The sequence below is a fragment of the Bradyrhizobium sp. UFLA05-112 genome, from assembly GCF_053572325.1.
In genome coordinates, this window is record NZ_JBANBK010000004.1 from 1 (window position 1) to 22,432 (window position 22,432).

Annotated in this window: 26 protein-coding genes and 1 pseudogene; 11 read left to right on the forward strand and 16 right to left on the reverse strand. The window is 63.7% G+C overall.

Annotation, left to right across the window (positions count from 1 at the left end; all coding sequences use genetic code 11):
* The coding region (locus tag SO180_RS03475; RefSeq protein ID WP_449377427.1) for an RNA polymerase sigma factor region1.1 domain-containing protein at window positions 1–689 on the reverse strand (689 nt) is incomplete at its 3' end.
* Between the two features lie 377 nt (window positions 690–1,066).
* Complete coding sequence (dnaG, locus tag SO180_RS03480) at window positions 1,067–3,073, reverse strand: DNA primase (protein WP_449377428.1); 2,007 nt, start codon at window positions 3,071–3,073, stop codon at window positions 1,067–1,069.
* Window positions 3,074–3,235: 162 nt separating this feature from the next.
* Between dnaG and SO180_RS03485 the strand changes: the two genes are divergently transcribed.
* Window positions 3,236–3,799 carry a chlorite dismutase family protein gene (locus tag SO180_RS03485; RefSeq protein ID WP_449377429.1) on the forward strand — a complete coding sequence of 188 codons (564 nt, stop codon included), beginning with the start codon at window positions 3,236–3,238 and terminating at the stop codon, window positions 3,797–3,799.
* Here the strand turns inward: SO180_RS03485 and SO180_RS03490 are convergent.
* The 3 genes and pseudogenes from SO180_RS03490 to SO180_RS03500 form a co-directional block, all read right to left on the reverse strand.
* Window positions 3,796–4,191, reverse strand: coding sequence for a gamma-glutamylcyclotransferase family protein (locus SO180_RS03490; protein WP_449377430.1), 396 nt, complete (start codon window positions 4,189–4,191; stop codon window positions 3,796–3,798). The two genes, SO180_RS03485 and SO180_RS03490, sit on opposite strands and share 4 nt — an antisense overlap.
* Window positions 4,192–4,308: 117 nt before the next feature.
* The gene (locus tag SO180_RS03495; RefSeq protein WP_449377431.1) at window positions 4,309–5,124 is read right to left on the reverse strand and encodes a transglutaminase-like domain-containing protein; all 816 of its coding nucleotides are present in this window, start codon (window positions 5,122–5,124) and stop codon (window positions 4,309–4,311) included.
* Window positions 5,125–6,035, reverse strand: a pseudogene (locus tag SO180_RS03500) (transglutaminase family protein).
* A gap of 92 nt (window positions 6,036–6,127) precedes the next feature.
* Here SO180_RS03500 and SO180_RS03505 point away from each other — a divergent pair.
* A complete protein-coding gene (locus SO180_RS03505) occupies window positions 6,128–6,931 on the forward strand; it encodes an N-formylglutamate amidohydrolase (RefSeq protein ID WP_449377432.1) in 804 nt (267 codons plus the stop codon).
* A gap of 3 nt (window positions 6,932–6,934) precedes the next feature.
* Here SO180_RS03505 and SO180_RS03510 read toward each other — a convergent pair whose 3' ends face one another.
* The 3 genes from SO180_RS03510 to SO180_RS03520 form a co-directional block, all read right to left on the reverse strand.
* Complete coding sequence (locus tag SO180_RS03510; protein ID WP_084801570.1) at window positions 6,935–7,555, reverse strand: LysE family translocator; 621 nt, start codon at window positions 7,553–7,555, stop codon at window positions 6,935–6,937.
* A gap of 235 nt (window positions 7,556–7,790) precedes the next feature.
* A complete protein-coding gene (locus SO180_RS03515) occupies window positions 7,791–8,333 on the reverse strand; it encodes a hypothetical protein (RefSeq protein WP_449377433.1) in 543 nt (180 codons plus the stop codon).
* Window positions 8,334–8,335: 2 nt separating this feature from the next.
* Window positions 8,336–9,781: an LVIVD repeat-containing protein gene (locus tag SO180_RS03520; RefSeq protein ID WP_449377434.1), complete on the reverse strand. Its 1,446-nt coding sequence runs from the start codon at window positions 9,779–9,781 to the stop codon at window positions 8,336–8,338.
* A gap of 203 nt (window positions 9,782–9,984) precedes the next feature.
* Between SO180_RS03520 and SO180_RS03525 the strand changes: the two genes are divergently transcribed.
* The 3 genes from SO180_RS03525 to SO180_RS03535 all read left to right on the forward strand — a co-directional run bounded on the left by SO180_RS03525 (window position 9,985) and on the right by SO180_RS03535 (window position 11,342).
* The gene (locus SO180_RS03525; protein WP_449377578.1) at window positions 9,985–10,299 is read left to right on the forward strand and encodes an ArsR/SmtB family transcription factor; all 315 of its coding nucleotides are present in this window, start codon (window positions 9,985–9,987) and stop codon (window positions 10,297–10,299) included.
* The gene (locus SO180_RS03530; RefSeq protein WP_449377435.1) at window positions 10,292–10,756 is read left to right on the forward strand and encodes an SRPBCC family protein; all 465 of its coding nucleotides are present in this window, start codon (window positions 10,292–10,294) and stop codon (window positions 10,754–10,756) included. The genes SO180_RS03525 and SO180_RS03530 overlap by 8 nt, the downstream gene beginning before the upstream one ends.
* Window positions 10,757–10,829: 73 nt before the next feature.
* Window positions 10,830–11,342, forward strand: a complete 513-nt coding sequence (locus tag SO180_RS03535) for an SRPBCC family protein (RefSeq protein WP_449377436.1) — start codon at window positions 10,830–10,832, stop codon at window positions 11,340–11,342.
* 163 nt (window positions 11,343–11,505) lie between these two features.
* On the opposite strand, the gene SO180_RS03540 is transcribed toward SO180_RS03535, so the two are convergent.
* The 5 genes from SO180_RS03540 to SO180_RS03560 all read right to left on the reverse strand — a co-directional run bounded on the left by SO180_RS03540 (window position 11,506) and on the right by SO180_RS03560 (window position 15,265).
* Window positions 11,506–12,279, reverse strand: a complete 774-nt coding sequence (locus SO180_RS03540) for a DUF2189 domain-containing protein (protein ID WP_449377437.1) — start codon at window positions 12,277–12,279, stop codon at window positions 11,506–11,508.
* 160 nt (window positions 12,280–12,439) lie between these two features.
* Window positions 12,440–12,880: a hypothetical protein gene (locus SO180_RS03545; protein ID WP_449377438.1), complete on the reverse strand. Its 441-nt coding sequence runs from the start codon at window positions 12,878–12,880 to the stop codon at window positions 12,440–12,442.
* A 154-nt stretch (window positions 12,881–13,034) separates the two neighbouring features.
* The gene (locus SO180_RS03550; protein ID WP_449377579.1) at window positions 13,035–13,502 is read right to left on the reverse strand and encodes a MarR family winged helix-turn-helix transcriptional regulator; all 468 of its coding nucleotides are present in this window, start codon (window positions 13,500–13,502) and stop codon (window positions 13,035–13,037) included.
* 26 nt (window positions 13,503–13,528) lie between these two features.
* Entirely contained in the window at window positions 13,529–14,674 is a 1,146-nt protein-coding gene (locus SO180_RS03555) for an epoxide hydrolase family protein (protein ID WP_449377580.1), read from the reverse strand.
* 135 nt (window positions 14,675–14,809) lie between these two features.
* On the reverse strand, window positions 14,810–15,265 hold the full coding sequence (locus SO180_RS03560) for a GatB/YqeY domain-containing protein (RefSeq protein ID WP_449377439.1): 456 nt from the start codon (window positions 15,263–15,265) through the stop codon (window positions 14,810–14,812).
* Between the two features lie 235 nt (window positions 15,266–15,500).
* On the opposite strand from SO180_RS03560, the gene carA reads away from it, so the two are divergent.
* From carA to SO180_RS03580, 4 genes are all read left to right on the forward strand, one after another.
* Window positions 15,501–16,691 (forward strand): glutamine-hydrolyzing carbamoyl-phosphate synthase small subunit, encoded by a 1,191-nt coding sequence (gene carA / locus SO180_RS03565; RefSeq protein WP_449377440.1) that lies wholly within the window; start codon window positions 15,501–15,503, stop codon window positions 16,689–16,691.
* 158 nt (window positions 16,692–16,849) lie between these two features.
* The gene (locus tag SO180_RS03570) at window positions 16,850–17,374 is read left to right on the forward strand and encodes a hypothetical protein (RefSeq protein ID WP_449377441.1); all 525 of its coding nucleotides are present in this window, start codon (window positions 16,850–16,852) and stop codon (window positions 17,372–17,374) included.
* Between the two features lie 55 nt (window positions 17,375–17,429).
* Window positions 17,430–17,855: a YeeE/YedE family protein gene (locus tag SO180_RS03575; protein WP_449377442.1), complete on the forward strand. Its 426-nt coding sequence runs from the start codon at window positions 17,430–17,432 to the stop codon at window positions 17,853–17,855.
* A 9-nt stretch (window positions 17,856–17,864) separates the two neighbouring features.
* Complete coding sequence (locus tag SO180_RS03580) at window positions 17,865–18,317, forward strand: DUF6691 family protein (protein WP_449377443.1); 453 nt, start codon at window positions 17,865–17,867, stop codon at window positions 18,315–18,317.
* 58 nt (window positions 18,318–18,375) lie between these two features.
* On the opposite strand, the gene SO180_RS03585 is transcribed toward SO180_RS03580, so the two are convergent.
* Complete coding sequence (locus tag SO180_RS03585) at window positions 18,376–19,368, reverse strand: helix-turn-helix domain-containing protein (RefSeq protein ID WP_449377444.1); 993 nt, start codon at window positions 19,366–19,368, stop codon at window positions 18,376–18,378.
* Window positions 19,369–19,544: 176 nt separating this feature from the next.
* Between SO180_RS03585 and SO180_RS03590 the strand changes: the two genes are divergently transcribed.
* Window positions 19,545–20,321: an outer membrane protein gene (locus tag SO180_RS03590; protein ID WP_449377445.1), complete on the forward strand. Its 777-nt coding sequence runs from the start codon at window positions 19,545–19,547 to the stop codon at window positions 20,319–20,321.
* Between the two features lie 7 nt (window positions 20,322–20,328).
* Here SO180_RS03590 and SO180_RS03595 read toward each other — a convergent pair whose 3' ends face one another.
* Window positions 20,329–20,859: a Dps family protein gene (locus SO180_RS03595; protein ID WP_449377446.1), complete on the reverse strand. Its 531-nt coding sequence runs from the start codon at window positions 20,857–20,859 to the stop codon at window positions 20,329–20,331.
* A gap of 114 nt (window positions 20,860–20,973) precedes the next feature.
* Here SO180_RS03595 and SO180_RS03600 point away from each other — a divergent pair, with 114 nt between their 5' ends.
* A complete protein-coding gene (locus SO180_RS03600; protein WP_449377447.1) occupies window positions 20,974–21,678 on the forward strand; it encodes a class I SAM-dependent methyltransferase in 705 nt (234 codons plus the stop codon).
* 349 nt (window positions 21,679–22,027) lie between these two features.
* Here SO180_RS03600 and SO180_RS03605 read toward each other — a convergent pair whose 3' ends face one another.
* Window positions 22,028–22,405, reverse strand: a complete 378-nt coding sequence (locus SO180_RS03605; protein ID WP_449377448.1) for an ArsR/SmtB family transcription factor — start codon at window positions 22,403–22,405, stop codon at window positions 22,028–22,030.
* Window positions 22,406–22,432: the final 27 nt, after the last annotated feature.

Below are 22,432 nucleotides of genomic sequence, written 5' to 3' on the forward strand. Positions count from 1 at the left end.
GCTTCGCCGTTCTCCCCGGCGGGACCGCCGATCATCGCGGTGTTCATGCCGCCCTTGGCATCCGGGCCGGCATAGGTCGCTTCGAGATCGATGATGTCGCGGAGGAAGATCTTGCCTTCGTTGAGCTCGTCGCGCCAGATGATGATGGCCTGGAAGGTCAGCGGGCTTTCGCAGAGGCCAGCGATCATCGCCTCGCGGCCGGCCTCGATGCGTTTTGCAATTGCGATTTCGCCCTCACGCGAGAGCAATTCGACCGTGCCCATCTCGCGCAGATACATGCGCACGGGATCGTCGGTGCGCTCGCCCGGCTCGCTCTTCTTGACCTCGGTGACGGCCTTCTGGGTGACCTCGACGAGCTCGTTGTCGGTCTCGTCCTCGCCGCCCTCGTCCTTGTCCTCCTCGCCTTCGCTGTCGTCGGCTTCGGTGACGTTGATGCCCATGTCCGAGAGCATGGACATGATGTCCTCGATCTGCTCGGGCGAGGTCTGGTCGGACGGCAAGACTTCGTTAAGTTGATCAAAGGTCACGAAGCCGCGCTTCTTGGCCTGCTTGATCATCTTCTTCACTGCCGCGTCGGACAGGTCGAGCAACGGCGAGGGCGCGTCCTGGGAATCCTTCTCCGGAGCGTCCGCTGCCTTGTCGTCCTTTTCCTTGTCCTTCGCCTGCAGCGTCTTTGCCTTGGTGGCCATCCATTGCTCCTAAACGCGCTTCATACAGGCGGCTCGCACGGCGCCTGCCTGAATTCACTTGAACTTGTTTCGACGCTCTCGCTTCGTCAGATCTCGACACGGAAAGGGCGGCGCAAACCTCTATCGCCACCCTAGAACTTCTCTCGCCGGATTTGCCTAACGCTTCGTAAGCACCTTTGTCGCCGGCGAATGCAGGTAGAGTGCCAACAGCGAATGCGCGGATTTATTCCTGACGCGTCTGTTTTGCCTGCGGCCGCCTGTTGGCCAAAGTGCTACAAGACCGTTAAGCCTCGATTAACCCTGTTTCTGCCGCCAAACCTTGGATTTGGCGAGTCTTTTTGCGGTTCCGGCCCCGGCCGTCCGCATGATTCTTCGTTTCACACGCTCTTCTGAAACCGGCCCGACAGCTCGCCAAAACCCTCGATCAGGGCCTCGGTACCGTCGACCTCGGCCATCCTGGCCTTGACGTCACGCAGCCACGCCAAATTGGCCTCGCTGGGGTCTTCCCCCAAGGCCAGCTCGGCATCCTTCAGCTCCCTAAGTAGTGAATGCCACTGCCGATGCAAGGCGACGAGCTGATTCCATGTGGCAAGAACGTCATCCCGCGCCGCGCCCTCACGGGCCCCGAACACGGCCTGGGTCGTGATGGCTCGCTCAACCCTTTGAAGTAGCGGAGAAAATCCACTCCGATCGAGGTCGGCACGCATCTTCTCGGCCTGCTCCGAGGGGTCCGGGCTGTGGTGATGGTCGTTGGCGAAGGCCGCGATAATACCGGCGCGGAGCTTGTGGGCCTCGGGGTGGGCAAGCTCCAGCGCGGCCACCTCCTCCAGATGGTCGTGCAGCAGCCAGGGGTGGTTGATCAGGCTTTGCAGGATCAGCGCTTCCCGCCGGGAGATGGCGCTGCGCTGTCCTCGCATGATCGGGCTTGCCGCAAGCTGCGGGCTCGCCGCCTGGTAGGGGCCGGAGGGGAGCGAGGTGGGAATCGGGCCGCCGCGGCGCCCCTGGCCGGCGAATCGATTCGCACCGCTCCCGCCGCGAGGCTGGAAGGAGCGGCCGGGTTGCGAGCGGAAATTACCGCGACCGGCGAAGCCGCCGCGGCCACCGCCTTCAGGCGCAAAGGTGCGCTGGAGGCGCTCGGCCAGATCCTGGCGATAATAGCGGCGCACGACCTCGTCGCGGATGCCGTTGCTGAGTTCATTGATGCGCGCCTCCAGCGCAGCGCGGCGCTCGGGCGTGACAAAGCTGCCGCCTTCGAGCTCGCGCGACCAGATCACGTCCGCAAGCGGGCGCGCCGCCGCGATCACTTCCTCGACCGCGCCGCGGCCGCCGGAGCGCACCAGATCGTCTGGGTCCTGCCCCTCCGGCAGCAGCGCGAAGCGCAGGCTCTTTCCGGGCGCGAGGAATGGCAAGGCGAGGTCCGCAGCACGATAGGCCGCCTTCTGCCCGGCCTTGTCGCCATCGAAGCAAAGGATCGGCTCGTCCGCCATCTTCCAGAGCAGAGCGAGCTGGCTTTCGGTCAGCGCGGTGCCGAGCGGGGCGACACTGCCTGCAAAGCCCGCGGTGACCATGGCGATGACGTCGACATAGCCTTCGACCACGATCAGCGCCGCACCGTCATGCGCAGCTTTCCGCGCGGTGGCGTGGTTGTAGAGATTGTCGCCCTTGTGAAAGAGCGGCGTCTCCGGCGAATTCAGGTATTTGGCCGGGACGTCCTTCTCCAGCGCCCGCCCGCCGAAGGCGATGACGCGGCCGCGCAAGTCCGTGATTGGAAACATCACGCGATCGCGGAAGCGGTCGTACGGCACGGGGATATCGTTGCCTGCCACGAGCAGGCCGGTCTCGACCATGTCGTCGACGGAAACGCCCTGCTTGCCGAGATACTCCTTCAACGCGAAGCGCTCGGGTGGCGGCGGCGCATAGCCGAGGCGGAATTGCAACTGCGTCGCAGGCGAGATGGCGCGATCGGCGAGATAGCCCCGCGCCTTGGCGCCGAGGCGCGAGGCCAGCGTCTCGGCAAAGAACTTTGCGGCGAGCTCCATGACGTCATGCAGTGTCCGGCGCCGCTGCTCGTGCCGCGCGGCATCCGGGGTTGCCGCCGGCAGCGGCAGGCCGGCCATGTTGGCAAGCCGCTCGACCGCTTCGCCGAACGGCAGGCCGTCGGTCTCCATCACGAAGTTGATGATGTCGCCGTGCTTGCCGGAGGAGAAGTCGTGGTAAAAACCCTTCTGGTCGTTGACGTAGAAGGACGGCGTCTTCTCCTGCTGGAACGGCGACAGCCCCTTCCACTCGCGCCCCGCCTTCTTCAGCTTCACGCGCTTGCCCACGACCTCGGAGACCGAAAGCCGGGCACGCAGCTCGTCGAGGAATTGGGGCGTGAAGCGCATAAGGTGATTCTAGACGTGAGTCGGGGCCCTGTACCAGCCGGCTAGGCATATAGGGCTGGCTCACGGAAATACGACGGTCGTGGGGTTTCTCCCGGATATTCACAGGGGCTTTCCCGCCACGTCGCGCTTGAACCCCGCAGTGTTCCGCGCTTCCATGCTCCCATGTTCACGACCTTTCGAGGCGGCCACAGCGGGGGTTGGCGCGTCACCTCGATCTCACCCGTGAAGGGTGATCCCCTGCCATTCATGCCGGCGCTGTCGGTGGTCGACAGCGAGGCGGCCGCGCTGCCGCTTGTGCCCTCGCGCAATTCGTGGCGGCTGGTCGGCGTCGCAAGCTATCTCCGCTACACCGAGCGCGCCGAGAAGGAGCAGCTCGTCGCGGTGCAGGCCGGGCTCGGCCGCCCCGAGGCGACTTGCGCCGCGCTGATCCCGATCCGCAAATCGCAGGCCTGGTGGGACCTCACGGCCGAAGAGCGGCGCAGGATCTTCGAGGACAAGTCACACCATATCGCCAGCAGCCTGCGCTTTTTGCCGGCGGTCGCGCGGCAGCTCTATCACTGCCGCGATCTCGGCGAGCCCTTCGACTTCCTGACCTGGTTCGAATTCGCACCGGCACACGCCTCGCTGTTCGAGGAGCTGGTCGCAATGCTGCGCACGACCGAGGAGTGGTCCTACGTCGAGCGCGAGGTCGACGTGCGCGTGGTGCGCGAGGTGCTGGCGGGCTAGTCCTCGAGGAATCTGCCGGACGCGATGCGGGGCAGGTCCGTGACCGGCCAGTTGTAGACGTAGGTCCAGGCGTTCCCGGTTGCGCCATCTGCGAGCGTGACGTCGATGAGCGCGCGCAGATATTCGGTCGGCTCGGGAAAGCCCTCGCCGCAGGCCTCATACATGTCGAGCTCGCGCAGCAACTCGTCAGGCGCGCGGAGGCGAAAGAGTTCGCCGTGCACGAGGTCGGACGGTGTGTCCGATAGCAGGAGCCCCGGATAATGCTTCACGAGAACGAGCCGGCCGCGGCAGGTCGCATCCCCAAGGAAATCAGCATGCGCCGCCAAGAGCCGCGCCATCGGATGGTCGAAGCCGCGCATCAAGGTGCCGTAGACGAAGAGACGATCGGTCATGGGGTGTCTATAGCCGTCAATTCTACGGAACAACAGCGCCACCCCCTCAATGTCGTCCTGACGAAAGCCAGGACGACATTGGGAGGCATTGCCTATCACCGACGGTGGCGCGACGGCTCACGCCGCCTTCACCACCTCATCGCTGACCACCTCGAACTTCTTCAACTCCATCCGGCCAAAGCTCGTCGACAGCGCGACGTCGGCAGCGTCGCGTCCCGTCGCCATCAGGATGCGGCCGATGCGCGGGACATTGTGGCGGGCATCGAAGGTGAGCCACTTGCCAGAAAGATAGACCTGAAACCAACCGGAAAAATCCATCGGGAACGGCTCGGCCGGAATGCCGATGTCGCCCATGTACCCGGTGCAGTAGCGCGCCGGAATGCCCATGCAGCGGCAGAAGGCGACCGCGAGATGCGCAAAGTCGCGACAGACGCCGGAACGGCTTTCATAGACGTCGTGCGCTGACTTCATGTGATGGGCGTGCTCATAACCGAAGGTGACGTGCTGGTGCACGAACTCGGTGATCGCGCAGACGCGCTTCCAACCAGGTTCACTTTTGGCGAACAGCGACCAGGCGATGTCGGTGAGCTTGTCGGTCTCGCAATAGCGGCTCGGCATCAGATAGAGCAGCAGCTCGTTGGGCAGCTGCTCGATCGGCAATTGCTGCGCGGTCGGCATCACCTCGTCCGCCAGGCCGGTGTCGCGCACCAGCGCGCCGCCTTTCAGCGTGACGCCACCCGCGGGTGCAACCAGGCGGCCGCAAACATTGCCAAAGCTGTCATGATAGAAGCGGATCGGCACATCTGGCTCGGCCACCACCGTCTCCTTGCCGATGATGTCGGCCTGGCGCGAGGGGTGGATGTTGAGCATGATCACCATCGGCGTCGACTGTGGCGCAGCGTAAGCAATCTCGAAGCCGACCTTGATGTCCATCTACAATACCTCTGGCTCCAGCTCTTCGTCGGTCTCTTGGTCGTCCGAGACCACCTTGATGTTCACCTCCATGGCCTCGAACGCCTCGGCCGAGCCGAGATAGACCCCATGCAGCGGGATCGCCTGGCGCGGACGCGGGCCACCGCGACGCGGATCAGATCGCGCGTGCCGACGATGCCGTTGGTCGGGTCGAACTCGATCCAGCCCGCGCTCGGCAGGTACACCTGCACCCAGGCATGCGTCGAGCCGCCGCCGACATGGCGCGTCTCGAGATCCTCCGGCACGAAGATGTAGCCGGATACGAATCGCGCGGCGATGCCGAGCCGGCGCAGCGCCTCGATCATGAATAGCGCATAGTCGCGGCAGGTGCCGGTGCCCCTTTGCAGCGTATCGAGCGGATGCTGCGTGCCCTGCTCGTGACGCTTGCGATACTTGAAGGCCTTGCGGATGCCGTGCGTCATGCCGCTCAGGATCTTGAACGTCGGCGTCGGCGCCTCCTCGTCGAGGAAGCTGCGCGCCCATTCCGACAGCCCGCCGTCGGCATCGGCATATTGCGGCGTGATGTAGTGGCCGAGATCGGGGAATTCCTCGTCGTCATAGACGAAGGGATAGAAATAGGCCGGATCGTCCGGCGTCAGCGCGAACTCCTCGACCGGATTGTGCTCGACGGTGACGTGCCAGTCGAACGTCAAGACGTCCGCGCGCTCGTCGAAATTCGCGATCGCGACCGAGTTGCCGAACACGTCATGGATCCAGTGCAGCGACATCGGCTGAGGCGAGATGTCGAGCCGGCTGTCGAGCACGCGCAGATCATGACTGTCGCGCGGGCGCAGCATGATGCGATGCTCGCCGAACGCCACGGGGCGGTTGTAGCGATATTCGGTCTTGTGATGAATCGTGAGCAGCGGCATCGTAAGGCAATCATGGTGATTCTGGGCCGGCTAATCTATAGCGTTGGCTGCTCAATTTTAAGAGCGGGGTGCATTTTCCATAGGCAATCAGGATGGTTTTAGAGGCGGCCGGCACGACGAATCAGCTTCTCGGCAAAGGCGATAGTCCGCCGGTGCACGAGACGAATGCGGCAGGAGGCGCGCCCTTCCTGCTCACTTGCGATCATTACGGGCGCGCGCTGCCGCACGCGCTCGGCGATCTCGGCGTCGCCGAAAGCGAGCTGACACGACACATCGCCTGGGACATCGGGATTGCCGGCGTCGCCGAGCGGCTCGCTGGGATGCTTGATGCGCACCTTATCGCACAGCGCTACTCGCGGCTCGTGATCGACTGCAACCGCCCGCCGGGCGTCGCAAGCTCGATCCCCGTGATCTCGGAGGCAACGGCGATCCCGCGCAATGAGGGGATTTCGGAAGGAGAGCGCGAGGCGCGACGCCGCGAGATTTTCGATCCCTATCACGGCCGTATCAATGCGGTGATCGACGCGCGCGTTCATGCCAAGCGCCCGACCGTGCTGGTCGCGCTGCACAGCTTCACGCCGGTCTACGCCGGCGTTGCGCGCCCCTGGCACATCGGCACGCTCTATCACCGCGACACCGTGCTGCCGCACCTCCTGCTCAAACATCTACGCAGCGAGAGCGATCTCGTCGTCGGCGACAACGAGCCTTATGCGGTGAGCGACCTAACCGACTACGCCATCCCCGTCCACGGCGAGGCCCGCGGCCTCCTGAACACCGGCATCGAGATCCGCCAGGATTTGATCAACGACCAATCCGGCCAGCAGCGATGGGCGGAACGGCTGGCGAGGATTTTTGCCGAGGTCGAAGCGGAGCTGCGGGCGGAGAGGTTGGTGTAGCCCTCACTTCGCCCTTGTCAGCGCCAGCCAGATACCGCCACCGATCATGAAGCCGCCGGAGACGCGCGACATCATCCGCGTGCGGCGCGCCGAGAAGAATTTTCGCGCGCGGCCGGCAGCCGTGGCATAGAGCGCGTCCGTCATCGCTGCCGTCACCATAAACGTTGCACCCAGCAGCGCGACCTGCGGGAAGTGATCGCGGTTCATGTCCATGAACTGCGGAATGAAGGCGCCGAAAAACACCAGCACCTTGGGGTTCGACAGCAGCACCAAGAAGCCTTGCAGGAAGAAACCGCCGCGCGGCGGCGCCGGCGGCTCGTCGACCTTGACGCCCTCGACCGGCGCCCAGATCAGCTTGATGCCGAGCCAGATCAGATAGGCGGCACCGGCAAAGCGTACCCAGTCGAACCAGTAGCCCATGGTCGCCATCAGTGAGGTCAGCCCGATCGCGACGACGCCGATCACGATCGCCAGCCCCGCCTGCGCGCCCGCAACGTTGGTCAGCGCCGCCCGGGTTCCATGCCTGAGGCCATTGGCGATGACGAGCGTGACGATCGGACCAGGCAACAGCGCCAGCGCAATGCAGGCAGCGACGAAGGCGAGATAGGCTTGCAAGGACATCATGGGGCGGACTCGCTGAGGGAGTTGTCGTCGAATTAATGCACGTTTGGTGCGGCGGCGAAAGCTCGACGTGTGTCGCACGCAGAATCCACAAACGCCATCGTCATACCCCGCGCAGGCGGGGTATCCGGTACGCCGCGGCCCCTCCGTATCCCGTGACCGTCTCTACACTACTGGATCATCCGCTTTCGCGAAAGCGGGTGATGACGGCGGTGCGAGCGGCACGATCGTGCGCCTCTCACCTTCCGTCCAGTGCCGCAATCATCCATCGCTTCATCTCCTGCGTCTCCAAGAACTCAATCGCGGCGCGCTGCATCGCGCGCACCTCGCCTGCGCCCTGCACCACCGCGACCAGCAGATCGCAGCGACGCGACAGGGCAATGCCGATCGCCGCATGGCGCGCACCGTCCGACATGTCGAGATCGTAATGCCCGGCGCGGCCGTACAACTTGCCGACGCGCACCGCTTCGCCCGGCGCTGTCGCTGCAAAATGCGGGTTGATCAAGTCGAGATCGGCCACGCGATCGACCTCGTCATCATCGACGACGCCACGGTCGCAATTGCAGAAGCCGAGCTTTGCGCGGACGTAGAGCTCGGTGCCCGCGCAAGCCCCACCGCAGCGAAACGCACGGCCCGCAGGCCAGCCATCACGCGGGAACGGCCAGGCGGTCTCCCGCCAATGGACCGATGTCTCGGCCGGCACCGGCGCGAGTTGATACGCGCCGACCCCGGACGCGCCGAGCGCGATTGCGGAGGCCAATATGATCGCCGCGCGCCGCATCGTCAGTTCTTCGGCAGGCCGGCGACGGCGCGTGCGGAGCCCGTCAGCTCCAGAATGTGCAGGCCGGTGTTGGCGCGATCGACGATGTAGATGTAGCCGCGGTCATCGGTCTCGACATTGTTGGTCTGGATCGCGACCTTGCAGCGCTCGCCGCCTTCGATCGGGATGCAGCGCTTGTCGGTTGCCTGTGTGATCGCCGGGATGAAATAGCCGACCTCCTTGGGGTGGTAGGGATCGCGGATATCGAGCGCGCGTACGCCGGCATTGAAGAAGGCAATGAAGGCCATCCTCTTGTAGTAGACCGGCGCCATGCTCTCATTCGACGAATGTGAGCCGAAACGGCCCCCGCGCTGGCAGAACTGCCCGCTCGCCTCGGGCACCGTGTAGCTCGAAACGATCATCGGCCGCACTTCGGTCGTAACGTCGGCGAACCACACCATCTGCCGCGCCTCACCGCATTCGTTCAATATCGCCTCGTCGACGATCATCACGATATCACGCGTCTTGCCGTCCTTGTCCTCGGCGAACTCGGCGACGGGCATGTCGAGCATCGGGAACGTCGTATGCGCGCCGTTGAAGGCGGACATCGGCAGGCGCGCGATTTCGGGATAGCGCAGGTTCTCCGGCGTCGGCTCCTTGCCGCCGTTCAAGAGCTTCTCGCGATCGACGATCTGCAAGATGCCGCCCTTATTGGTGCCGTAGCCGAAATAGACGCGGTTGCCCGTGGGCCCGGTCGAAATCGGTCCGTGCAATTCGGTCGGCACCGCGCCGGTCGCGCCGGGCTCCTGGCCAGGCAAGCCGAAGTCGCGGACCTTTTGCGGATGTGCGGGATCGCTGAGATCATAGACCTGTGTCATGCGGCGCGTGCGCCAGTCCGGCGCACCCGAGACGAGATAGGCAATGCCGGTGTCGCATTCCCACCAGCTCTTGTGCGTGTCCTTCAGGCCGCCAAGGCGCGTGACGAGCACAGGATTGGCGGGATCGGCGACGTTCCAGATCTCATGCGCCTCGCTGCCGAAGGTGCGGAGCATGTAGACGGCATTGGCATCGCCCTTGGGCAACGACTTGCCGTCGCACACCCGCACCATCTGCGCGCCACCGGATTCGTACTTGCCCTCCTGACCCGGCAAATGGCGCAGATACTTGGGATGCGCGGGGTCCGTGACGTCGACGATCGAGGTGCCGTTCGGCTCGGCCTGACCCGTCAGCGGATTGACGGGATTGGGCACGTCGTCCGTGCCGCCGTGATGTCCGATATAGGCGATCCAGCGATCGCCCTGGTGATGAATGGTCGGCTGATAGGCGCTGCGCGCCTGGAGGTCGTTATACCCGACCAGCTTCATGTTGGAGGCTTCGGGCGGGGCGCCGATCATCTGCTGCTTCTGGGCGTGGACGGTGCTGCAAGCAAAAAGGACGAGGCAGGCAGCGAGTTGGACGCGACGAAACATGTTTCCCCCCGGAACCAATCTCCGTTGGCTGAGACAGAACGCTAACACAGGGACCGTGCCGAAAACATGATCTCGAGATCAAGGCAGTCATTCCGGAAACCATGCAGCGGTTATCCGGAATTGCGAGATTCCGGGTTCATCGCTGCGATGCCCCGGAATGACGACGCTTGACATGCAACTATTTGGTTGCCTATTATCCCGCCATGGATGAGGTCTTCAAAGCGCTGGCCGACGCCTCGAGACGGTCGCTCTTGGACAGGCTTCACGCCAAAAACGGCCAGACGCTGAACGAGCTCTGCGAGGGCCTGGAGATGACGCGCCAGGCCGTCACCAAGCACCTTGCCATTCTCGAAGAGGCCAACCTGGTCACCACCTTCAGGCATGGCCGCGAGAAGCTGCACTACCTCAACCCGGTACCGATCCATCAGATCGGCGAACGCTGGATCAAAAAATTCGAGCGCGGGAAACTCGCCGCGCTCAGCGAGTTGAAACGTCAACTGGAGAAGCGCGATGAGTAAGCCGAGTTATGAGTACGTGACCTATATCGAGACCTCGCTCGAGGCGCTGTGGCAGGCGTTGACCGATGGCGATTTCACCGAACGCTACTGGTTCGGCCATCGCATCACCTCGGACTGGAAGCAAGGCGCGCCCTACCGTTTGACCAACAACGGCAATCCGACGGTGGAGGGCGAGGTCATCACCTTCGATCCAACAAGGCGGCTCGCCTATAGCTGGCACAATCGCAAGCCCGAAGCCGCGGGCGAAGGGATCTCGCGCGTCACCTTCGATCTCGAACCACGCGGCAAGGTCGTCAAGCTGACGGTCACGCATGACCAGCTCGGTGAGGACGGCAAGACCCTGCGCGACATCTCCGGCGGCTGGCCGATGGTGCTGTCGAACCTGAAGAGCTTGCTCGAGAGCGGCCGCACCATCGAGATCGTGCCGCCAAGCTATTCAAAGAAGGACGTCGCGTAATGCCGCGGCCCGAATTCGTCTATGTCACTTATATCGGGACCACGCCGCCGGTGGGCATCGAGGGATTTGAATAATGAACATCGATCAGTTCAAACCGCTCACGGTCTACACCATTTACATCGCATCCACGCCTGAGAAAGTGTGGGAGGCGCTGACCTCGGCCGAGTTCAGCCGGATGTATTTCTTCGGCAATGCGGTCGAGGTCGAGCCACGGCTCGGCGGCGCGTTCACCGTGCGCACGCCGGACGGCGCGTTGCATATCAGCGGCGAGGTCCTCGCATACGAGCCGCCGCGAAAGCTCTCGGTCACCTTCAACGTCAACTGGCCCGAACTGATCGAGAAGCTCGGGCCGACGCTCGTCACCTACGAGATCGAAGAGGCCGGCGACGCCGTCCGGCTCACCATGAGCGAAGGCCACGACCGGCCGCTCAGCGACGACATTCTTGCGGGCGGACGGCAGGGCTGGCCCGCGATCCTGTCGAGCCTCAAGAGCCTGCTCGAGACCGGCAAGCCGCTGGTGGTCAAGATGGGCCCGCCGCAACGAATGCTGGACGCGCTGAAGGCGATGGGCATCAAGACGCCGTAGTGGCCGCAAGCTCCGCCGTCGTCCTGGACAAGCGAAGCAAAGCGGAGCGCTGATCCAGGACCCATTACCCCAGGGAGATATTTGGCGAAGACTCGTTGTTACGACGCGCCACGACTCCTTCCTGGGGTAATGGGTCCTGGCGTTCGCCAGGACGACAGCATGACTACGGCACCGGCGCGACGATGCGGCGGTAGAGATGCCAGGTCGCATGTCCGAGCACCGGCAGCGTCACGACCAGTCCAAGAAAGTACGGCAGCGCCGACACGATCAGGAGCATCACGATCACGGCGGCCCAGCCGATCATCGGCAAGGGGCTGGTGACGACCGCACGCACGCTCGTCACCATCGCGGTGACGAAATCGACATCGCGATCGAGCAGCAGCGGAAACGACACCACCGTTAGCGAGAACAGGATCAACGACAGCGCAGCACCGACCGCATTGCCAATGGCGAGGAACAACAGGCCCTCATTGGTGGTGAGCACTACCGTCATGAATTCCTGCAAGCTCGAGAAGGAAGCGTGCAGCCCGAGCAGCAGCGCGATCAACAGCCGCACCTGGTACATCCAGACCACAAACATGAACAGCGTGACGAAGGCCATCCACCCGATCTCGCTGCGCGAGCGTATCGTCGACCAGATCGCACCGAAAGAAACGGGCTCACCTCGCTCGCGGCGCCGGCTGACTTCGTAAAGACCGATGGCGACGAACGGTCCGATCAGCGCAAAACCTGCTGCAAGCGGATAGACGAGATAGATCAGCCCGAACGCGGTGAGGCAGAGCAGGATGGCGACGCCGCCGGCGGCATAGAGCACGCCGAAGCAAAGCCCGTACAGCGGCAGCGCCTGAAAATCTCGCAGGCCTTCGGCCAGCGCCTCCGCGATGTCGGTCGCGGCCACAGGGCGCACCACCGGATCGACTTTGCCCGAGATGGACATCGGCTTCCTCCGCGAATCCCCCTCGCGCGATCTTTGCCGCGCGCGGTATTCTTGGCGCCAATGATAGTCCGCTCTCGAAGAGCGTGCACGGGAGAGTTGAGCGGTCAGCAGATACCGCAATTGTCTTTCGGGCACTGTGCCGCTTGATCTTCGCCCTTGGTCAGGGGTGCGCCGCGAGCAGGAGCGCCACAGCGAGATTGGCCACGAACAACGCCGCGTCGATGACGAAGATCCTGAGCATCGGCCCCTTCAACACGGGCCAGTAAGCTACCCCGACGCGACCGCCGCGCATCAGGACCGGAAGATTATAAGCGAACTGGCTAAAGTGGCAGGCGGCGAAGAACAGGAACAAGACCAGTTGCGCTTCGATCGGCTGGAAGAACGGCGGCCGAACGACAAGATAGAGCGAAAGAATTCCGATCGGCAGATTGATCCCGCCCAAAAACGCCACGCTGGCCGACAAGGTCGGCGCGATCGGATTGCCCCGCTCCTCGCGCGGCACGAGAATCTTCAGTGTATTGCGCTGCGCTATGCTGAACTGGATGAAGGCACCGCCGAACCAGAGCGCGTTGAAGAGCAGAACGAAATCCGAAAATCGCATGGTTACTTTCCGTACCAATTCGCGCCCATGCCTCGACAGACTCTTCGGCGGCCGCGCGATCCATTGTCTGTCCGCTCTTGGCGCCGCCCTCCCCTGGTTCGCGACCAGGAGATTGGCAAAGGCCGCTTTTCATGTCAACTAAGTTGACTTGATATCAGTTGCTGTCGGCGATCGTCTCCATGACAGCCATCCATGCGGCAGCACCAGGCGCCCCGACGCGCTCGAACGCCTGGCGCAGTACCTTGCGCTCATGGTCCGATGCCCTTTGCTCGATGCGTTGCCCCGCCAGCGTCAGGCGCAACAGTTTGGAGCGATGCTGCTCGGGCGAGCGCTTCGCGGTCAGGAGCTTACGCTCCATCAACAGCTTGAGCGGCCGGTTCAAGGCCTGCTTGGAAATGCCGAGCGTCTCGATCAGCGAGCCGATTGCGATATCGGGCTGGCGGGCCACCACGTAGAGGATACGATGGTGCGGGCGCGACAGGCCCTGCTTCGCAAGATATTCGTCGGCCAGGAGCGTCATTCCGCGCCAGCCGTAATACATGAGCTCAAGCGCCGCATCCAGATCGTGCAGCTTCTCGAGTGAAGCGCGGTGAAGACCCGCGGCATGAGACATCTTTGGCATCATCTGACTGCGTCGATTGAACGAGTTCATCCCCGCATCCGCACCGTCGCGAAGAATTTTCGCACGTCGCGCACGAACAGGTCCGGTTGCTCGAAGGCGGCGAAATGGCCGCCCTTCTCCATCTCGCTCCAGTGCGTGATGTTGTGGAAATTGGGCTCCATCCAGCGGCGCACGGGCGCGATGATCTCCTTGGGGAACACCGCAACGCCCGTCGGCACCTTGACGACCGGCGTCGTGCGGCGCCTGCCAAAGCTCTCCCAATAGAGCCGCGCCGAGGAGGTCGCCGTTTCCGTCGCCCAATAGAGCATGACGTTGTCGAGCAGCTCGTCCTTACTGAAGATGTTTTCGGGATGGCCGTTGCAATCGGTCCAGGCCCAGAACTTTTCGAGGATCCAGGCCGCCTGCCCGCTTGGCGAATCCGTGAGGCCATAGCCGAGCGTCTGCGGCCGCGTCGATTGCTGCTTCGCGTAGCCGGCGTCGAGATCGACATAGTGCTTCAGCCCGGCGAGCGCCCGCTTCTCCTCGGCCGTCGGCTCGCCCTCGACCTTCGGCGCCGAATTGAAGGCGAGCGTGATGTGGATGCCGGCGCAATGCTCACCGTCCTGCGCGCCGAGAGAAGTCGTCACTGCCGAGCCCCAATCGCCGCCCTGCGCGCCGTAACGTGTGTACCCGAGGCGGTCCATCAGTTTCACCCAGGTCGCCGCGATGCGGTCAACGCCCCAGCCGGTCGCCTTGGGTTTCGCCGAGAAGCCGAAGCCCGGCAGCGACGGGCACACCACGTGGAAAGCATCAGCCGGATTGCCGCCGTGTGCGGCGGGATCAACCAACGGCGCTATCACCTTCTGGAATTCGACGATCGAGCCAGGCCAGCCATGCGTGATGATCAGCGGCAGCGCGGCCGGCTCTTTCGAGCGCGCATGGATAAAGTGGATGTCGAGCCCGTCGATCTCGGTGGTGAACTGATCGAAGCGATTGAGCTTTGCCTCCCGCGCACGCCAGTCATAATCGTTGGCCCAGTACCCGCAGATCTCCTTGATCCACGTCAGCGGCGCACCCTGGCTCCAATCGTCGACCAGTTCCGCCTCTGGCCACCGCGTGCGCGCAAGGCGCGATCTGAGGTCGGCGAGGATATCGTCGCTGATAGCGATGCGAAACGGCTTGATCGCGCTGATCATCGGTTGCCTCCCCCAGTTTTTTCATCATTCCGGGCGCGCCTCTTGGCGCGAACCCGGAATCCATTGATCAACGGATTCGGTGGCACGATGGATTCCGGGCTCGACGCTTGGCGTCGCCCCGGGATAACGGTCCTATCCAGTCAGCGCCGCCTTCACGAGTCCACTCGCCTTCGCGAAATCCATCTGCCCGGTGTACTTCGCCTTCAACGCGGCGATCACCTTGCCCATGTCCTTCATGCCGACGGCGCCGGTCTCGGCGATTGCATCGGAAATCGCCCTCTTCACGTCATCATCCGACATCTGCTTGGGCAGATAGGCCGAGATGACGGCGATCTCCTCGCGCTCCTGCGCGGCGAGTTCTGCGCGGCCGCCTTTTTCATAAAGTTCGACCGCCTCCTGACGCTGCTTGATCATCTTCTGGAGCACGCCGAGCAACTCGGCATCGCTAAGCGGCGGCTTGCCGTTGCCGCGCGCCTCGATGTCGGCGTTCTTGATGGTCGAATTGACCATGCGCAGCGTGCCGAGCTTGCGCTCGTCCTTGGCCTTCATGGCCTCTTTCACCGCAGCGTTGATGTCGTCGCGCATCATGGTCCTGGTTCCTTCAATTGTGTCGCGCCTGATTTAGGCCGTTCGCCCCGGGGAGGCCAGACCGGAAGATGAGAGGTTTCGGTCCATTATTTCCCCAGTCGGCGCCAATTTGGCGCAAAATTGCGGTTCGGACGCCGCTCCCGCCCGAGCGGGCCTGCCAAATATGCAAAAACGCATGTGAATCAGCGCTTCTCCGCTTTGACGGCAGCGCCGCGCCGGACTATGTAGCGGGCTCATGACACAATCCGAAAACGATCCCGCCTGGCCGGACCATAAACCGACCGCGCTCCTCGTGCTTGCCGATGGCACGGTGCTCGAAGGCTTTGGCCTCGGCGCCGAAGGACACGCCGTCGGCGAGGTCTGCTTCAACACCGCGATGACCGGCTATGAGGAGATCTTGACCGATCCGTCCTATGCCGGGCAGCTCATCACCTTCACCTTCCCGCATATCGGCAATGTCGGGACCAACGAGGAAGACATCGAGACGGTGAACATGGCCGCGACGCCCGGCGCGCGCGGCGTGATCCTGCGCACCGCCATCACCGATCCCTCGAACTACCGCGCCACCCGCCATCTCGACCAGTGGCTGAAGGCGCGCGGCATCATCGGCCTGTCCGGCATCGACACGCGCGCGCTGACCGCGCTGATCCGCAGCAAGGGCATGCCGAACGCCGTGATCGCGCACGCGAAGAACGGCGAGTTCGACCTGCACGGCCTGAAGGAAGAAGCGCGCGAATGGCCCGGCCTTGAGGGCATGGACCTCGTGCCCATGGTCACCTCGGGTCAGCGCTTCACCTGGGACGAGACGCCCTGGGAATGGAATCAAGGTTTCGGCCGCCTGGACAATCCTGCGTACAACGTCGTCGCCATCGACTACGGCATCAAGCGCAACATCCTGCGCCTGCTCGCCGGCGTCGGCTGCAAGGTGACTGTTGTGCCGGCGACCACATCGGCCGAAGACATCCTGGCGATGAAGCCGGATGGCGTATTCCTGTCGAACGGCCCGGGCGATCCGGCCGCGACCGGCAAATACGCCGTGCCGGTGATCCGGGAAGTGATCAAATCGGGCACGCCGACGTTCGGCATCTGCCTCGGGCACCAGATGCTCGGTCTCGCCGTCGGCGCCAAGACCAAGAAGATGCATCAGGGCCATCACGGCGCCAACCATCCCGTGAAAGACGAGACCACGGGTAAGGTCGAGATCACCTCGATGAACCACGGCTTTGCCGTGGACGAGAAGACGCTGCCGAAGGGCGCGACGCAGACGCACGTGTCGCTGTTCGATGGCTCCAATTGCGGCATCCAGCTCGACGGCAAGCCGGTGTTCTCGGTGCAGTACCACCCCGAGGCCTCACCCGGCCCACGCGACTCGCACTATCTGTTCCAGCGCTTTGCCGATCTGATGCGCGAGAGAAAACGGGCGTAAGCCCTTCGCGCAATCGCTGCCACGACATCATGCCCGGGCTGGTCCCGGGCATCTTTGTTCCGCCATTCCTCGGCGCACGAAGCGCGAGCCCGGAATGACGAGGGAACGTCAATTCACGAGGGTCGTTGAACCCTGCTATCCCAATGCAGGAGCCCGCGATGTCCGTCGTCCACGACAATGCCGAGCCGCTAGCGATCGTCTTCGAAGACGACGGCCTCGTACCGAACAACATCCTGCCGTTCCTGGTCTATCAGGACGCGGTCAAGCTCGATCCGAAGCGCCCCGAGGAAACCATCGAAGGCCTGTTCGCGGAGAACGGCTGGGGCGGCACGTGGCGTAACGGCGTCTACGATTATCTCCACTATCATTCGACCGTGCATGAGGTGCTCGGCGTCGCGCGCGGCCACGCCCGCGTGCGCTTCGGCGGCGATCACGGTCGCGCGCTGGAGATTTCCGCCGGGGACGTTGCGATCCTGCCGGCCGGCACGGGCCATCAGCGGCTCACCGCGAGCAACGATTTCTGCGTGGTCGGCGCCTATCCGCCGGGGCCGCCGATGGATCTGGTGCGGCCGACGCTGGAGGCGCATGCCAAGGCGCTGAAGACGATTCCGGTGGTCACGGTGCCGAAGACCGATCCGGTGATGGGCGCGAACGGGCCGTTGGTGCGGTTGTGGCAGCGGTGAGCGATCGGGCGTAGAATTACGCCTAGATTGTTCGCGCTGTGACGAGGAACCACCCATGGCCACGACCTTCACTCCGATCGCCGCGCTGATCGGCGGCGTACTGATCGGTCTCTCCGCGGTGATGCTGATGGCGGTCAGCGGCCGGATCGCCGGCGTCAGCGGCATCGCGGCGCGGCTGTTGCCGCCGGTGATCGATCGCGACTGGGCGGGACGCCTCGCGTTCCTAGCCGGTCTCGTCGCCGCGCCCATGCTTTGGCAGCTCGGGACCGGCGCGCTGCCGGCGCAGGCGATCGCGGCGGGCGGCATCATGCTCGCCAGTGCAGGCTTCCTGGTCGGCTTCGGCTCGGTCTGGGGCAATGGCTGCACCTCGGGCCACGGCGTTTGCGGCATCTCGCGGCTGTCGGTGCGCTCCATCGTCGCGACGCTCACCTTCATGGCCACGGGCGTTGCGACCACCTTCGTTGTCCGGCACCTGTTCTGAGGCGCGCACATGTCGATCCTGATCCAGTTCATCATCGGTCTCGTGTTCGGCGGCGGGCTCCTGATTTCCGGCATGGCCAATCCAGCCAAGGTCCTCAACTTTCTCGATCTCGCAGCCATCGCTGATGGCACGTGGGATCCGAGCCTGATGTTCGTGATGCTTGGCGCGGTCGCGACCGCCTTCATCGGCTTCCGCCTGGTACTGAAGCGGCCGCGGCCGCTGCTCGCCGACAGCTTTCAGCTGCCGACGAAAGCCGATCTCGACCAGCGCATCATCGCCGGTCCGGCGATCTTCGGCATCGGCTGGGGCTTTGCCGGCTTCTGTCCGGGCCCAGCCTTCGTCGCACTCGGCTACGGCACGCGCGCGTCCATGCTGTTCATGATCGGGATGCTGGTCGGCATGGCCGCCGCACGCATGCTCGCCGAGCGACAGCCGACACTTGCAACGCCATCCTACGAGTGAAAGACAGCGGAGCAATCGTCACGGGCTGTCATGCCACGAACCAATCAGCCACGCGTCGCTACCTCTCGATATCCGAGACCGACATCGCGGCCTTGCGGACATCGGACGGCGTCGCGCCGTGGAGGCGGCGAAACGTCCGATTGAAATAAGACAGGTCGCTGAAACCCGCCTCATAGGCGATCTGCGTGATACTCAGTCGCTTATGTCGCCGGTCGGTCAACATGCGAAGGGCCTTTGCCAATCGTTGGGCAAGGACGAAGGCCGAGAACGAACTGCCGGCCTGCTCGAACAACCTGCGCAAATGACGCGGCGAAATTCCCTGGTTTGCGGCGATCATGCTGGCCGACAGGTCGTGGCGGCCGAGCGCCAACGTGATGTCCGCCCGGATCGCGCTCAAGCGGACGTCCTCCTCGCTGCGTCGCCTTGCGGCGTCCGCGCGATCCCCCCGCGCGCCGATCGCGAGCGCTGCGAGGTCCGTGATGTGGGCGGACACACTGTCGGCAAGTTGCGGCGACACGAGATCGCCGCTGGCCTGCAGCAGTTCGACATATCGGCCCAGCAGCCGAAGTGCGGCATTGCCGGCCGGAATGGATCGGCCCAACGTCGACGAGAAATGCGGGACGATCGCTGCGATCAGCGGCCGCGACAGCGCCAATGTGATGAAGCTGCCGCGGTTGTGCAGGGTGCTTGTCGAGGCATCAGTTGAGGTCAGCAGACAGGCGCTGCCGACCCCAATGGCCGTCTCCTTGCCGAACTGCGTGACGGTGGCCGATCCGCCGCGCAGCATCGAGAGAACGATGCTATCCCTGCCCCTGCCCGCCAGCGCCCGTGTGACCTGGTAATGCGCCGCAGAGCGCGAGCCAACGGCGATTCCGACGCCCGGCAACGAATGAAACGTTACGTCGGCGTGGAACGGCCTATTGCCAATCGGCTCGATGTCGAAATTGCCGATATTGCGCCCGTAGATCTCGCGCCACATCGCGAGGCGCTTGTCCTGAGGAAATTCCAGCGTCGAAATGTGGACGGGCCGGAACGGCACCGGATTCGTCAAATCCCTCTCCTGCGATCGATGGTTGTTCCGTTGGGTCGACAGCCAACCGAATTTGGTTCGAACAATCCGTTGGTTGCCGTCTGGTCCGTATTGTCAGGGCCGCACAGTCCAAGCTGAGCGGCACTCGCGCCCCTAATGTCGGACATGCATCCATTTGCGGATGAAAAGGGGTGGGCATGATTGCAAATCGTATGGTCGCAGCGCTGGTTCTGGCCGGCGTCATTGGCGTTGAGGCCGAGGCATTTTCTGCCGATCTGCCGCCGGGGGCGCTGGTGACCAAGGCGCCTGCCGGTGTCGCCTACCGCTGGACCGGTTGTTATGTCGGCGCCAATGTCGGCGGCGGCTCCGGCCGTACGAGCTTCACCGACGTAAGGCCGCACCTTGCATCGCCGCTCGACCTCGGTAGCGAGCGCACCAGCGGCGCGCTCGGCGGCGGCCAGGTCGGTTGCGATTATCAGGCGGGCGGCTGGGTGTTCGGCGTTCAGGGCCTGTACGACGCCGCCGACCTGAAAGGCAGCCATCAGTTCGTCCCCGGACCGGCTCATCCGCTATTTCCCAATGTCTACGATCTCAGCTCGCGAATGTCGTGGTTCGCAACGGCGACCGCACGCATCGGCTACGCCATTCAGCCGCAACTCCTGATCTATGCCAAGGGCGGCGCCGCCTGGACGCAATCGACCGTCGACTATGCCGTTAACGGGATGGGCATCACCAGTCCATATGCGGGGGCCGGATCGCACGCCGGCTGGACGGCGGGAGGCGGGATCGAATACCTGCTCGCGCCGAACTGGTCACTGTTCGCCGAGTATAACTATCTGGATTTCGGATCGACGACGCCCACTCTGCAAGGTACCGGAGCGGCGACTGGCTTCACGACGCCGATCCAGCTGACCCGCCGGATCGACACCGCGATGTTCGGCGTCAACTACCGCTTCGGTCCGTTAGGGCCGTAGCGGGGGTCTACGCCGCGTTGCTGCCCTCCTGACGGCTCGCCTCGAACAGGAACCAGGTGCGGCGCTCGGTCTCATCGATGAAGACTTCGAGCAAGCTCGCGCTTGCGACGTCGCCGGCTTCGTCGCACACCTCGTGGGCTTTGCGCATAGCGGCTGCGACGTGCTTGTTGTCCTGCATCAGCTCGCGCAGCATCTCGCGGGGCGGGACGTAATCCTCGTCGTTGTCCTTGATGGTCTTGAGCTTGGCAACCTGGCCGATCGACTTCAGCGTGGCGCCGCCGATCTTGCGGACGCGCTCGGCGAGTTGGTCAGTGGTGGCGAAGATCGCATCCGACTGCTCGTCCAGCATCAGGTGATAATCGCGGAAGTGGCGGCCGCTGATGTGCCAGTGGAAATTCTTGGTCTTCAGGTACAGCGCGAAGGCATCGGCAAGCAGCACGTTGAGCGCTTCCGAAACCTTGTCGACCGAGGCGGATGCCAAATCGGTCGGGGTGTCGAGATCGGATGAGATCTTGTGGTTATCTGGCTTTTTGCTCACGGGAGACCTTCCTGTTAGGACGCGGACATTGACGACGTGTCGTCGCACCCCTAACGCAGGCGAGCAGCGCCGGTTCCTGCCCCGGGAACCGCTTTGCCGGGACCTTCGAAGACCATGGACGATTGGATCGACTACTACGACTCCACGCACACGATCTATGTCAGCAAGCTGCATCGCGATTTGCACTTCCAGATCATCGCGCGGGACATCGTCGGCTATATCTCCTCGCCCGACGCGACGGTGCTGGACTATGCCTGCGGCGAGGCTCTGTCGGCGAGCGAGGTCGCGAATGCCTGCGGCAAGCTGATCCTGGCGGAGCCCGCGCCGGGCGTGCGTGGCCGGCTGATCGCGCGCTTTGCGCCGAACACCAAGATCCGTGTCCGCTCGCTTGAAGACGTGCGCAAGATGGCCGAGCAGTCAATCGACCTCGTGGTGATGAACTCGGTCGTCCAATACATGACGCCGGCGGAGCTGGACTCCGCGCTCTCTGTGATCCGCCGGCTCCTGAAACCTTCAGGCAAGCTGGTGCTCGGCGATATCCTGCAGCCCGAGGTCGGCATGTTCAGAGACGTGCTAGCCCTGCTGAGCTTTGGCGCGCGCCACGGCTTTCTGAAGGATGCCCTGGTCGGACTGGTCTCGACCGCGCTGTCCGACTACCGCCACCTGCGCTCGCGCATTGGACTCCAGCGCTACAGCGAGGACGAGATCACCGCCAAGCTTACGGCGGCGGGGTTTTCCGTGCAGCGCGCGCACGCCAATATCGGTCACAACCGTTGGCGCATGACCTTCATCGCGCGCCCACCCTTTGCACGCAGTTAGGGTTAACAAGGAGTGGAGGTGGCCTGCCCGACTACGATCGGTAATGATCAGGTCGGCCCGGTGGCGGAAGCGTCAACGCGAGGGCGGTGCATCGCTCTTTATCCTGGTTCAAATCCAGGCCGGGTCTCCAGCCTTCGCTGGTTCGGCCAGCTTCGGCTCGGCAAGCCCCATCGTAGCGAAGGCTGCCTCGACGAAGCCCGAAGGCGGGCACGCTTCGACGGACCGTGCCAAACTCAAAATCTCGAAAACAACCCCATGCACAGTAGCCGGCGACTGCCGAGCGATGCCTCGCTGGATTTTGCGAAGGCTTTGACTCGTCGGGCAAATTGGGCGCTCTCGCGCGATCGGCTCAATTTTGGTCCGCGTCGACCACTTCGCACGCAGAGAGCAGCTGAAGCCGATCGGCATCCTTGGCGGCCGAGTTGATCACGGCATCGAGCAGGCCCGGGAAACGCGCTTCCAGATCCTCGCGGCGCAGCCGCATGAATCGGCTGGTCCCCACCACACGGGTCTGCATCAGCCCGCATTCGCGCAGCCTGGCGAAGTGATAGGCGAGATTCGACTTGGCCCCGAGGCCGCTGAAGTCGCCGCAGCGCAGTTCGCTGCTGACACGTTCCTGCTGTGCGAGCTGGTAGACGATCGCCAGCCGGATCGGATCGCTCAAGCAATCGAGAACCATCGGCAGTTCGATCTGCTCGCGCGTGGGATGCAAGGGCGTGCGGCTCATGGCAAGATCATAACCATGCGGCCGATT